This window comes from Arthrobacter sp. CAN_A212 (genome assembly GCF_015752345.1).
Taxonomy (GTDB): Bacteria; Actinomycetota; Actinomycetes; order Actinomycetales; family Micrococcaceae; genus Arthrobacter_D.
On sequence record NZ_JADOUT010000001.1, the window covers coordinates 122945 to 135275 of the forward strand.

Here is a 12331-nt window from a genome sequence, read left to right on the forward strand (position 1 = left end):
CTACGAGCAGCGCCTAGCGGCGCTTGCCCTTGCGGTCGTCCTTTACATGGCCGCGGAAGGTCCGCGTCGCAGCGAATTCGCCGAGCTTGTGCCCGACCATTGACTCTGTGACAAACACCGGGATGTGCTTGCGCCCGTCGTGCACGGCGATCGTGTGCCCCAGCATGTCGGGGATGATCATTGAGCGGCGGGACCACGTCTTGATGACGTTCTTGGTGCCCTTGTCGTTTTCACGAGCTACCTTAACAAAAAGGTGCTGATCGACGAAGGGGCCTTTCTTCAGGCTGCGTGGCATGTCTCCAGGCTCCTATCGCTTGTTCTTGCCGGAACGACGGCGACGCACAATCAGTGAATCGCTCTCTTTGTTTGGACGGCGGGTACGGCCTTCGGCCTTACCGTTCGGGTTCACCGGGTGACGGCCACCAGAGGTCTTACCTTCACCACCACCGTGTGGGTGGTCAACCGGGTTCATGGCAACGCCACGAACGGTTGGGCGGACGCCCTTCCAGCGCATACGGCCGGCCTTGCCCCAGTTGATGTTGGACTGTTCTGCGTTTCCAACCTCACCAATGGTGGCCCGGCAGCGTACGTCGACGTTGCGGATTTCACCGGAGGGGAGGCGGAGCTGCGCGAAGCGGCCCTCTTTCGCAACCAGCTGGACCGACGCACCGGCTGAACGGGCCATCTTGGCCCCGCCGCCTGGACGAAGTTCCACAGCGTGGATCACGGTACCAACCGGGATGTTCCGCAGTGGCAGGTTGTTGCCTGGCTTGATGTCAGCGCCGGCTCCGGCTTCCACCATGTCGCCCTGCTTCAGGCGGTTAGGTGCAACGATGTAGCGCTTGGTGCCGTCAACGTAGTGGAGCAGCGCGATGCGGGCCGTGCGGTTGGGATCGTATTCGATCTCAGCTACACGGGCGTCAACGCCGTCCTTGTCGTGGCGACGGAAGTCAATCAGGCGGTACTGGCGCTTGTGGCCACCACCCTTGTGACGGGTCGTGATCTTACCGGTGTTGTTACGACCACCCTTTTTAGGGAGGGGACGTACCAGGGACTTCTCCGGTGTCGACCGAGTGATTTCTGCGAAGTCAGCAACGCTGGAGCCGCGGCGGCCAGGCGTTGTTGGCTTGTATTTACGAATAGCCATGTGTCATTTCCTCGTTAAAGTGGTCTCCGCCCTAACCGAGCGGACCGCCGAAGATGTCGATCGTTCCTTCTTTGAGGGTCACGATGGCACGCTTGGTGCCCTTCCGCTGACCCCATCCGAAGCGGGTGCGCTTGCGCTTACCCGAACGATTGAGTGTGTTGATCGAGTCGACCTTGACGGAGAAAATCTTCTCCACCGCCAACTTGATCTCTGTCTTGTTCGAGCGAGGGTCGACCAGGAAGGTGTACTTACCTTCGTCGATCAGGCCATAGCTCTTTTCCGAGACGACCGGCGCAAGGACGACGTCGCGGGGATCTTTGGAGATGGTCGCGCTCACTTGGCGTCCTCCGTAGCTGTTGTGCTCTCGTCAGCATCTACGGTCGTGTCGGCTGAGCCGATAAACGTGTCGTAAGCGGCCTTCGTGAAGATCACGTCGTCCGAAACCAGCACGTCATAGGTGTTGAGCTGGTCAACATAGAGGACGTGTACTTCCGGGACGTTCCGCACGGACAGTGCCGTGAGATCGTTGGCGCGCTCGATAACGATGAGCAAGTTGGGACGCTCCGAGATGCTGCGAAGCGCTTCGATTGCACCCTTGGTGGACGGCTTGTCGCCGGATACCAGGGACTCGAGGACGTGGATACGGCCGTTGCGTGCCCGGTCAGAGAGGGCACCGCGCAGGGCGGCAGCCTTCATCTTCTTGGGGGTGCGCTGGCTGTAGTCGCGGGGGGTAGGTCCGTGGACGACGCCGCCACCGGTCATGTGAGGAGCACGGATCGAACCCTGACGGGCGCGACCAGTTCCCTTCTGCTTGAACGGCTTGCGGCCTGCGCCGGATACCTCGGCACGGGTCTTCGTCTTGTGCGTACCCTGGCGGGCAGCAGCAAGCTGCGCCACGACGACCTGGTGCAGCAGGGGCACGTTGGTCTGCGTGTCGAAGATCTCTGCGGGGAGATCGACCTTTACGGTGTTGACAGCTGAGTTGGTGACCATTCTGGTCATGCTCCCTTCACGGCAGTGCGTACAAGTACGACCTGGCCGCGGGCGCCGGGGACGGCACCCTTGATCAGCAGCAGCGACTTCTCGGCATCCATACCGTGAACCGTGAGGTTCAGGGTGGTCTGACGAACGGCACCCATACGGCCTGCCATTTTCATACCCTTGAAGACGCGGCTAGGGGTGGACGCGCCACCGATCGAGCCGGGCTTGCGGTGGTTCTTGTGGGCACCGTGGGATGCGCCGACGCCGTGGAAGCCGTGACGCTTCATGACACCTGCGAAGCCCTTACCCTTGGTGGTGCCGATGACGTCGACCTTCTGGCCGGCTTCGAAGATCTCAACAGAGAGCTCCTGGCCCAGCGAGTAGGTGTCAGCATCGGAGGTACGCAGCTCAACCACGTGACGGCGAGGCGTGACGCCTGCCTTTTCGAAGTGACCGGCCAGAGGCTTGGTCACCTTGCGGGGATCGATCTGGCCGAAGCCGATCTGGACGGCACTGTAGCCATCCTGGTCCGCTGAGCGGAGCTGGGTAATGACGTTGGAGTCAGCCTGGACGACAGTAACCGGCACCAGCAGGTTGTTCTCGTCCCAGACCTGGGTCATGCCGAGCTTGGTGCCCAGAAGACCCTTTACCTGACGCGTAAGTGAAGTAGACATTATGATCCGCTCTCCCTTACAGCTTGATTTCGATGTTCACGTCCGCAGGCAGGTCGAGACGCATCAGCGAATCAACGGCCTTGGGCGTGGGGTCAATGATGTCGATCAGACGCTTGTGCGTGCGCATTTCGAAGTGCTCGCGGCTGTCCTTGTACTTGTGCGGTGAGCGGATAACGCAGTACACGTTCTTCTCCGTCGGCAGGGGCACTGGGCCAACTACCGTAGCGCCTGCGCGCGTCACCGTCTCAACGATCTTCCGTGCTGATACGTCGATGACCTCGTGGTCATACGACTTCAGCCGGATGCGGATTTTTTGTCCCGCCATGGCGTCTCGACTCTCTCTCTCAAGAATTCTTGAATATCTGTCAGTTCCTGCACGTGCTGCGCCCGTTGCACTGGCGCTCCTCCCACAGACTGAATCCGGATAGTTCCGGGTTCCTCACCCTGTGGAGGTACCGACCCCCGCGCTCGGGCGTGTCGCGGATTCTTCACAAACTAGTCCATCGGTTTGCATCCACGTTTCCAGCCGAACTGAAATGGGGGTGGCTATATTTGGGCTAACCGCCCGGTGAACACTGACCCTGCATCAGGCATTATCCTGATCGGGACGGTATCTCAAACCGCGCGCGCAAGCGCTTGAACAACTTGTCCAGTTTGCCAGATATCAGGGCATAAGGCTAATTGGAGGCCCGACACGCCTTCGGTGTGAGGAACCTTACCCCGCCCACTCCCCTGCGATCAGACATCCGCCGCCAGAAAGTGCCGCCGGCGCAGAACCGCTGTGTCCCCACCACGCTTCTGCGGGTAGCCCACTTTTTTGCAAGCGACCCTGGCTGACATTGACCCAAAAGGAAAGGCCCCGCTGCGGTGCAGCGGGGCCTTTCCTCAGTGACTCGTGAAGAGTTACTTGATGATCTTGGTAACGCGTCCTGAACCTACGGTCCGGCCGCCTTCGCGGATAGCGAAGCCGAGGCCCTCTTCCATAGCGATTGGCTGGATGAGCGCAACGGTCATCTCAGTGTTGTCGCCAGGCATAACCATTTCAGTGCCCTCGGGGAGGGTAATGACACCGGTTACGTCAGTGGTGCGGAAGTAGAACTGCGGGCGGTAGTTGGAGTAGAACGGGTTGTGACGCCCGCCTTCGTCCTTTGCAAGGATGTAGACGTTGGCATCGAAATCGGTGTGCGGGGTGATTGAACCCGGCTTGACGATAACCTGTCCACGCTCAACATCTTCGCGCTTGATTCCGCGGAGCAGGAGACCACAGTTCTCGCCTGCCCATGCTTCGTCGAGCTGCTTGTGGAACATCTCGATACCAGTGACCGTGGTCTTCTGGACCGGACGGATGCCGACGATCTCGATTTCCGAGTTGATCTTCAGAGTTCCACGCTCGGCGCGGCCCGTTACAACGGTGCCACGGCCGGTGATGGTGAAGACGTCTTCAACAGGCATCAGGAACGGCTTGTCCTTGTCGCGCACGGGGTCCGGAACGCTGTTGTCGACTGCGTCCATCAGGTCCTCGACGGACTTGACCCACTCGGCGTCGCCCTCAAGTGCCTTCAGGCCGGAGACGCGCACCACTGGTGCCTCGTCGCCGTCGAAGCCCTGCGCGCTGAGGAGCTCGCGGACCTCCATCTCGACGAGGTCAAGCAGTTCCTCGTCGTCAACCATGTCGGACTTGTTCAGCGCGACCAACAGGTAGGGAACACCAACCTGGCGGGCAAGCAGAACGTGCTCGCGGGTCTGAGCCATCGGGCCGTCGGTCGCAGCAACCACGAGGATTGCTCCGTCCATCTGAGCAGCACCGGTGATCATGTTCTTGATGTAGTCAGCGTGACCGGGGGCGTCTACGTGTGCGTAGTGGCGCTTCTCGGTCTGGTACTCAACATGCGAGATGTTGATGGTGATGCCGCGCTGCTTCTCCTCGGGGGCCGAGTCGATGGACGCGAAGTCGCGTGCCTCGTTGAGATTAGGGTACTTGTCGTACAGCACCTTCGAAATGGCAGCCGTCAACGTCGTCTTTCCATGGTCAACGTGACCGATGGTTCCGATGTTAACGTGCGGCTTAGTCCGCTCGAACTTTGCCTTCGCCACGGGTTCCTCCTAGAACGTTTTGAGAAGATTTGCTTCCCAGCCGCGCTGTTCGCGGCTGAAACTGTTGCAAGTCTACTGGGGGCTTTTACTTTGATGAAATTACTGCATGCTTCAGGAGCCGGATGGCTCCATCAGCTGGTCTGCGGAAAAGTTATTCGCCGCGGGTCTTCTGGATGATCTCGTCGGCAACTGCCTTCGGAACCTCCGAGTAGCTGTCGAACTTCATCGAGTACACCGCACGGCCCTGGGTCTTCGACCGCAGGTCACCGATGTATCCGAACATCCCCGACAGGGGCACCATGGCCTTGATGACCTTGACGCCGCTGGCATCCTCCATGGACTGCATCTGGCCACGGCGGGAGTTGAGGTCACCAATAACTTCACCCATGTATTCCTCAGGGGTGCGGACTTCAACTTCCATCAGCGGTTCGAGCAGGACAGGGTTAGCCATCCGCGCGGCTTCCTTGAACGCCATCCGGCCGGCAATCTTGAACGCCATTTCGGATGAGTCAACGTCGTGGTAGGCGCCGTCAAGGAGAACTGCCTTGATGCCGACAACCGGGTAGCCTGCGAGCACGCCGTCGTTGAGGGCATCCTGGATGCCCGCATCAACGCTCGGGATGTATTCGCGAGGGATACGTCCACCGGTGACTTTGTTGTCGAACGCGTACAGGACGCCATCTTCAACTTCCATCGGCTCGATGGCGATCTGGATCTTCGCGAACTGACCGGATCCACCCGTCTGCTTCTTGTGGGTGTAATCGTGCTTGGCCACGGCGCGCTTGATGGTTTCGCGGTAAGCAACCTGGGGCTTGCCCACGTTGGCCTCGACGCGGAACTCGCGACGCATGCGGTCCACGAGGATGTCCAGGTGGAGCTCGCCCATGCCGGCGATGATGGTCTGACCGGTGTCAACGTTGAGGGAGACCTGGAAGGTCGGGTCCTCAGCGGAGAGTTTCTGGATAGCCGTGGACAGCTTCTCCTGGTCACCCTTGGTCTTCGGTTCAATAGCAACCGAGATCACGGGATCAGGGAAGCTCATCGACTCGAGGACGATCTGGTTGGCACTGTCGGAGAGGGTATCGCCGGTGGTGGTGTCCTTCAGACCGATAGCTGCGTAGATGTGGCCAGCACGTGCTTCCTCAACGGGAATTTCCTTGTTGGCGTGCATCTGGAACAGCTTGCCGATCCGCTCCTTCTTGTTCTTCGTGGAGTTGGTCACCTGCGTGCCAGCCGAAATATGGCCGGAGTAGACGCGGATGAACGTCAGCTGTCCGAAGAACGGGTGGGTAGCAACCTTGAACGCCAGGGCCGAGAAAGGCTCGTCGGTGCTCGGCTTGCGAGTCAGCTCGATCTCCTCGTCCCGGGGATCGTGACCGATCATCGGGGGAACATCAAGCGGGTTCGGCAGGTAATCGACAACAGCGTCAAGCATCGGCTGGACACCGCGGTTCTTGAACGCCGAGCCGCAGAGGACCGGGTAGATCTCCGAAGCGATGGTGAGCTTACGGATACCGGCCTTGATCTCCGCAGTGGAAGGCTCTTCGCCAGCAAGGTACTTCTCCATGAGCTCATCGTCAGCTTCGGCGACGGCCTCGAGCAGGCTTGCCCGGTACTCGTTCGCGCGATCCACAAGGTCAGCAGGGATCTCTTCGATCTCATACTTGGCACCCATGGTGACGTCACCCTTGGAGTCGCCACGCCAGGTCAGCGCGCGCATTTCCACGAGGTCGACGACGCCTTCGAAGTCGTTCTCGGCACCGATAGGCAGCTGGATAACCAGAGGCTTGGCGCCGAGACGGCTGATGATGGTGTCGACGGTGAAGTAGAAGTCAGCGCCCAGCTTGTCCATCTTGTTGACGAAGCAGATGCGGGGAACTTCGTACTTGTCGGCCTGGCGCCAGACGGTCTCGGACTGAGGCTCTACGCCTTCCTTGCCGTCAAACACTGCGACGGCACCGTCGAGGACGCGCAGTGAGCGCTCAACCTCAACGGTGAAGTCGACGTGACCGGGGGTGTCGATGATGTTGATCTGGTTGTCGTTCCAGAAGCAGGTCACGGCGGCGCTCGTGATGGTGATGCCGCGTTCCTTTTCCTGTTCCATCCAGTCGGTGGTCGAGGCGCCGTCGTGCGTCTCACCAATCTTGTGGTTTACACCCGTATAGAAAAGGATGCGCTCCGTAGTAGTGGTCTTGCCGGCGTCAATGTGGGCCATGATGCCGATATTGCGGACCTTGTTAAGGTCGGTAAGCACGTCCTGTGCCACGGTGTCTCCCTTATTCTTGGGTTTCTAGAAGTCGGAGTCTGGTTACCAGCGGTAGTGTGCGAAGGCCTTGTTCGACTCGGCCATCTTGTGCGTGTCCTCGCGGCGCTTCACCGCTGCTCCGAGACCGTTCGAGGCATCCAGGATCTCGTTCATCAGACGCTCGGTCATGGTCTTCTCGCGGCGAGCCTTCGAGTAACCAACGAGCCACCGCAGGGCAAGAGCCATGGAGCGGCCAGGCTTGACCTCGACGGGTACCTGGTAGGTCGCGCCGCCGACACGGCGGGAGCGAACCTCGAGGGAAGGCTTGACGTTGTCCATCGCCTTCTTAAGTGCTGCGACTGGGTCGCCACCACTCTTGGCACGGGCACCCTCAAGTGCGCCGTAGACAATGCGTTCTGCTGTGGACTTCTTGCCGTCGACGAGCACCTTGTTGATCAGCTGAGTGACCAGGGGTGAACCGTAAACGGGATCTACAACGAGCGGCCGCTTCGGGGCCGGGCCCTTACGTGGCATTACTTCTTCTCCATCTTCGCGCCGTAGCGGCTGCGAGCCTGCTTGCGGTTCTTGACACCCTGGGTATCAAGCGCACCACGGACGATCTTGTAGCGGACACCGGGCAGATCCTTCACACGACCACCGCGCACCAGCACGATGGAGTGTTCCTGAAGGTTGTGACCGACGCCTGGGATGTAAGCGGTAACTTCGATGCCGCCGTTGAGGCGCACACGTGCGACCTTACGGAGCGCCGAGTTCGGCTTCTTGGGGGTGGTCGTGTAAACGCGGGTGCAAACGCCGCGCTTCATGGGGCTGCCCTTCAATGCGGGCGCCTTGGTCTTGACGACCTTAGGTGTCCGGCCCTTACGGACCAGCTGGTTGATAGTAGGCACTTCTGCGTTCTCCGTAATGTCTAGAGATATTGACTGTCGTTTGCGCCGAACCCACAGGGGGAAGCCGAAACGACTTGACCGTAGGCGTGCGAAAATGTGGCATTCGTTGTACAAGTTCCCTACAACGCGGAGATACGTCCGCTAGGACGCCGATCCTCTGCCACACAAACAATTACCTCTACTCTAGCAGAGATCGGGCGGGGCCCCGATTCGGTGCGGGTACCCCCGCCCCTCCCCCGATGCCGGACCCTTGCGCGGCCCCCTTGCATGGACCCCTTGCCTGGTCCGGTCGAGGGGACGCGCTTAACGCGGTCGGCCCCGCACACCCGAAGGTGTGCGGGGCCGACCAGCACCAGGTCCGTTTAGCGGAACTCGGAACCCATGTCGTAGTCATCCAGAGGGATGGCGTGGAACTCGGGAGTCATCGAGCCCTCGACACCTGCGTAGTCGAAGTCGCTGAACGCGCTAGGGCCGGTGAACAGGTTGGCCTTCGCTTCCTCAGTCGGCTCCACGGTAATCTTCGTGTAGCGATCAAGGCCGGTACCGGCCGGGATCAGCTTGCCGATGATCACGTTTTCCTTCAGACCCAACAGAGGATCGCTCTTGCCTTCCATGGCGGCCTGCGTAAGAACACGCGTGGTCTCCTGGAACGATGCGGCCGAAAGCCACGACTCGGTGGCGAGCGACGCCTTGGTGATACCCATGAGCTCGGGACGGCCTGAAGCCGGCTTCTTGCCCTCGGACACCACGCGACGGTTCTCGTCCTCGAAGCGGCGGCGTTCTGCCAGCTCTCCGGGAAGGAGGTTCGACTCGCCGGACTCGATCACCGTGACGCGGCGAAGCATCTGGCGGACGATAACCTCGACGTGCTTGTCGTGGATACCCACACCCTGGCTGCGGTACACGGTCTGTACCTCATCGACCAGGAATTCCTGGGCCTTGCGGGGGCCGAGGATCCGGAGGATCTGCTTCGGATCGACAGCACCAAAGACCAGCTGCTGTCCCACCTCAACGTGCTCGCCGTCCGTGACCAGCAGGCGCGCACGCCGCAGGACAGGGTAGGCGATCTCTTCGGAACCATCGTCAGGGGTGACAACCAGCCGAAGCTGCTTCTCGCCGTCCTCGATGTTGACGCGACCCGCAACCTCGGAGATCGGAGCGACACCCTTGGGGGTACGCGCTTCGAAGAGCTCCTGGATACGGGGCAGACCCTGGGTGATGTCCTCCGCCGACGCGATACCGCCGGTGTGGAACGTACGCATGGTCAGCTGCGTGCCTGGCTCACCGATCGACTGTGCAGCGATGATGCCAACTGCCTCACCGATGTCGACGGTCTTGCCGGTGGCCAGCGAGCGGCCGTAGCAGAGGGCACAGGTGCCGACGCTCGACTCGCAGGTCAGCACGGAGCGCACCTTGATGTCGGTGACCCCTGCGGCGAACAGCTCGCCGATCAGGACATCGCCGACGTCGGAGCCCGCCGGAGCGAGCACCTTACCCTTGGCGTCAACAACTTCGCTGGCCAGGGTGCGTGCGTAGGCCGAGTTCTCGACCTCTTCGTGCAGGACCAACTCGCCGTCGCTGTTCGGCACCGCAATGGTGACGTTCAGTCCACGCTCGGTGCCACAGTCGTCTTCGCGAACGATGACGTCCTGCGACACGTCCACCAGACGACGGGTCAGGTAACCCGAGTTGGCGGTACGCAGCGCGGTATCGGCCAGACCCTTACGGGCACCGTGGGTTGCGATGAAGTACTCCAGCACCGACAAGCCTTCACGGTACGAGGACTTGATCGGCCGAGGGATGATCTCGCCCTTGGGGTTCGCTACCAGACCACGGATACCCGCGATCTGACGGACCTGGAGCCAGTTACCACGTGCACCGGAGGACACCATGCGGTTGATGGTGTTGTCCTTCGGCATCGCGCCGCGCATGGACTCGGCTACCTCGTTGGTGGCCTTGTTCCAGATGTCGATCAGTTCCTGACGACGTTCCTCATCAGCGATGAGGCCCTTGTCGAACTGGGACTGAACCTTGGCGGCCTGCTTTTCGTAGACCTCCATGATTCCGGCCTTGTTGATCGGGGCGGAGATGTCCGAGATCGCCACGGTGACACCTGAGCGGGTTGCCCAGTAGAAGCCAGCATCCTTCAGGTTGTCCAGCGTTGCCGCGGTGACCACCTTCGGGTACCGCTCGGCGAGGTCGTTGACGATCGTGGACAGCTGTCCCTTGTCGGCAACCTTCTCAACCCAGGGGTAGTCGGCGGGCAGCGTGTCGTTGAACAGAACCTGCCCAAGGGAGGTTTCGATCAACGCCGGCGTTCCTTCTTCCCAGCCTTCGGGCGCAGCGATATCAGCGCTGGGCACGAAGTGTGGGATGCGGATCCGGACAACCGAGTTCAGGTGCAGGACACCCATGTCGAAGGCCATGATGGCTTCGGCCGGGGTGCTGAACACGCGGCCTTCGCCTGCTGAGCCCTCACGCTTGGTGGTGAGGTGGTGCAGGCCGATGATCATATCCTGCGAAGGCAGGGTCACCGGACGGCCGTCCGAAGGCTTCAGGATATTGTTCGAGGAGAGCATCAGGATGCGCGCCTCGGCCTGGGCCTCAGGGCTCAGCGGCAGGTGGACTGCCATCTGGTCGCCGTCGAAGTCGGCGTTGAACGCACCACAAACCAGTGGGTGCAGCTGAAGGGCCTTACCTTCAACCAGCTGCGGTTCGAACGCCTGGATGCCCAAACGGTGCAGGGTAGGTGCACGGTTGAGTAGCACTGGGTGCTCGGTGATGATCTCTTCAAGAACATCCCAGACCTGCGGGCGGTAACGTTCGACCATCCGCTTGGCGCTCTTGATGTTCTGCGCGTGGTTGAGATCAACCAGACGCTTCATCACGAACGGCTTGAAGAGTTCCAGCGCCATCTGCTTGGGCAGACCACACTGGTGCAGCTTCAGCTGGGGACCAACGACGATGACCGAACGACCCGAGTAGTCAACGCGCTTACCCAGAAGGTTCTGGCGGAAACGACCCTGCTTGCCCTTGAGCATGTCGGAGAGCGACTTCAACGGACGGTTGCCCGGCCCGGTGACGGGGCGGCCACGACGACCGTTGTCGAACAGGGAGTCAACTGCTTCCTGGAGCATCCGCTTTTCGTTGTTCACGATGATCTCGGGCGCACCGAGATCGAGCAGGCGCTTCAGGCGGTTGTTGCGGTTGATCACGCGGCGGTACAGGTCGTTGAGGTCGGAGGTCGCGAAACGGCCACCGTCCAGCTGGACCATCGGGCGCAGTTCCGGCGGAATCACGGGAACGGCGTCAAGCACCATGCCGAGGGGGCTGTTGGTGGTGGTGAGGAACGCGTTGACAACCTTCAGGCGCTTCAGGGCACGCGTCTTGCGCTGGCCCTTGCCGTTCTGGATGATGTCGCGGAGCATCTCGGCCTCGGCTGGCATGTCGAAGTTCTCAAGACGCTTCTTGATCGCTTCGGCGCCCATTGAGCCCTCGAAGTACAGTCCGTAACGGTCGCGCAGTTCGCGGTAAAGGCCCTCGTCACCTTCAAGGTCAGCAACCTTGAGGCTCTTGAACCGGTCCCAGACCTGCTCGAAGCGCTCGATCTCGATGTCGGCGCGCTTACGCACGTTCGCCATCTGGCGATCGGCCGAGTCACGTGCCTTCTTCTTCTCGGCAGCCTTCGCGCCTTCGCCTTCAAGCCGTGCAACCTCATCCTCAAGGTCCTTGGCGATCGTGGCGATGTCGGAGTCGCGCTGGTCGATCATCTGCTTCTTCTCGAGGTCGTGCTCGGCCTGGAGGTTCGGCAGTTCGGCGTGACGGTTTTCCTCGTCGACGGCGGTGATCATGTAGGCAGCGAAGTAGATGACCTTCTCGAGGTCCTTCGGTGCCAGGTCCAGCAGGTAGCCCAAGCGCGAAGGAACGCCCTTGAAGTACCAGATGTGGGTGACGGGAGCAGCAAGCTCGATGTGTCCCATGCGCTCACGGCGTACCTTGGCGCGGGTAACTTCTACCCCACAGCGCTCACAGATGATGCCCTTGAAACGGACGCGCTTGTACTTGCCGCAATAGCATTCCCAGTCGCGGGAAGGTCCGAAGATCTTCTCGCAGAAGAGGCCGTCCTTCTCAGGCTTGAGGGTACGGTAATTGATGGTTTCCGGCTTCTTGACCTCGCCAAAAGACCAACCACGGATTTCGTCCGCAGTGGCAAGGCCGATTCGCATGAGGCCGAAGGAGGATTCGCTGGACATATGGTCCCTGTTCTCTCTTTGTTCTCTAA

General features: G+C 60.7%; 11 protein-coding genes. All 11 read right to left on the reverse strand.

What is annotated here, in order from left to right:
• Positions 1–13 precede the first annotated feature (13 nt).
• Positions 14–295, reverse strand: a complete 282-nt coding sequence (rpsS, locus tag IWX64_RS00620) for a 30S ribosomal protein S19 (RefSeq protein ID WP_019481497.1) — start codon at positions 293–295, stop codon at positions 14–16.
• Positions 296–307: 12 nt separating this feature from the next.
• On the reverse strand, positions 308–1147 hold the full coding sequence (rplB, locus tag IWX64_RS00625; protein WP_171583903.1) for a 50S ribosomal protein L2: 840 nt from the start codon (positions 1145–1147) through the stop codon (positions 308–310).
• Positions 1148–1178: 31 nt separating this feature from the next.
• Positions 1179–1484, reverse strand: a complete 306-nt coding sequence (gene rplW / locus IWX64_RS00630; protein ID WP_019481495.1) for a 50S ribosomal protein L23 — start codon at positions 1482–1484, stop codon at positions 1179–1181.
• Positions 1481–2149, reverse strand: a complete 669-nt coding sequence (gene rplD / locus IWX64_RS00635; RefSeq protein ID WP_196865239.1) for a 50S ribosomal protein L4 — start codon at positions 2147–2149, stop codon at positions 1481–1483. Before rplD ends, rplW begins: the two co-directional genes overlap by 4 nt.
• Entirely contained in the window at positions 2146–2802 is a 657-nt protein-coding gene (rplC, locus tag IWX64_RS00640; RefSeq protein ID WP_196865240.1) for a 50S ribosomal protein L3, read from the reverse strand. The genes rplD and rplC overlap by 4 nt, the downstream gene beginning before the upstream one ends.
• Before the next feature lie 16 nt (positions 2803–2818).
• Positions 2819–3127 (reverse strand): 30S ribosomal protein S10, encoded by a 309-nt coding sequence (gene rpsJ / locus IWX64_RS00645; RefSeq protein WP_003803825.1) that lies wholly within the window; start codon positions 3125–3127, stop codon positions 2819–2821.
• Between the two features lie 578 nt (positions 3128–3705).
• Positions 3706–4896, reverse strand: coding sequence for an elongation factor Tu (gene tuf, locus IWX64_RS00650; RefSeq protein ID WP_171583900.1), 1191 nt, complete (start codon positions 4894–4896; stop codon positions 3706–3708).
• 151 nt (positions 4897–5047) lie between these two features.
• On the reverse strand, positions 5048–7162 hold the full coding sequence (gene fusA, locus IWX64_RS00655; RefSeq protein ID WP_196865241.1) for an elongation factor G: 2115 nt from the start codon (positions 7160–7162) through the stop codon (positions 5048–5050).
• 42 nt (positions 7163–7204) lie between these two features.
• Positions 7205–7675, reverse strand: a complete 471-nt coding sequence (gene rpsG / locus IWX64_RS00660; RefSeq protein ID WP_019481489.1) for a 30S ribosomal protein S7 — start codon at positions 7673–7675, stop codon at positions 7205–7207.
• The gene (rpsL, locus tag IWX64_RS00665) at positions 7675–8049 is read right to left on the reverse strand and encodes a 30S ribosomal protein S12 (protein ID WP_019481488.1); all 375 of its coding nucleotides are present in this window, start codon (positions 8047–8049) and stop codon (positions 7675–7677) included. The genes rpsG and rpsL overlap by 1 nt, the downstream gene beginning before the upstream one ends.
• Before the next feature lie 362 nt (positions 8050–8411).
• Positions 8412–12302 (reverse strand): DNA-directed RNA polymerase subunit beta', encoded by a 3891-nt coding sequence (locus tag IWX64_RS00670; protein WP_196865242.1) that lies wholly within the window; start codon positions 12300–12302, stop codon positions 8412–8414.
• Between the last annotated feature and the right edge of the window lie 29 nt (positions 12303–12331).

Excerpts from the sequence above, each read along its gene's own strand:
- rpsS (WP_019481497.1), bottom strand. The coding sequence starts at position 295 with ATGCCACGCAGCCTGAAGAAAGGCCCCTTCGTCGATCAGCACCTTTTT.
- rplB (WP_171583903.1), bottom strand. The coding sequence starts at position 1,147 with ATGGCTATTCGTAAATACAAGCCAACAACGCCTGGCCGCCGCGGCTCC.
- rplD (WP_196865239.1), bottom strand. The coding sequence starts at position 2,149 with ATGACCAGAATGGTCACCAACTCAGCTGTCAACACCGTAAAGGTCGAT.
- rplC (WP_196865240.1), bottom strand. The coding sequence starts at position 2,802 with ATGTCTACTTCACTTACGCGTCAGGTAAAGGGTCTTCTGGGCACCAAG.
- rpsJ (WP_003803825.1), bottom strand. The coding sequence starts at position 3,127 with ATGGCGGGACAAAAAATCCGCATCCGGCTGAAGTCGTATGACCACGAG.
- rpsG (WP_019481489.1), bottom strand. The coding sequence starts at position 7,675 with ATGCCACGTAAGGGCCCGGCCCCGAAGCGGCCGCTCGTTGTAGATCCC.
- IWX64_RS00670 (WP_196865242.1), bottom strand. The coding sequence starts at position 12,302 with ATGTCCAGCGAATCCTCCTTCGGCCTCATGCGAATCGGCCTTGCCACT.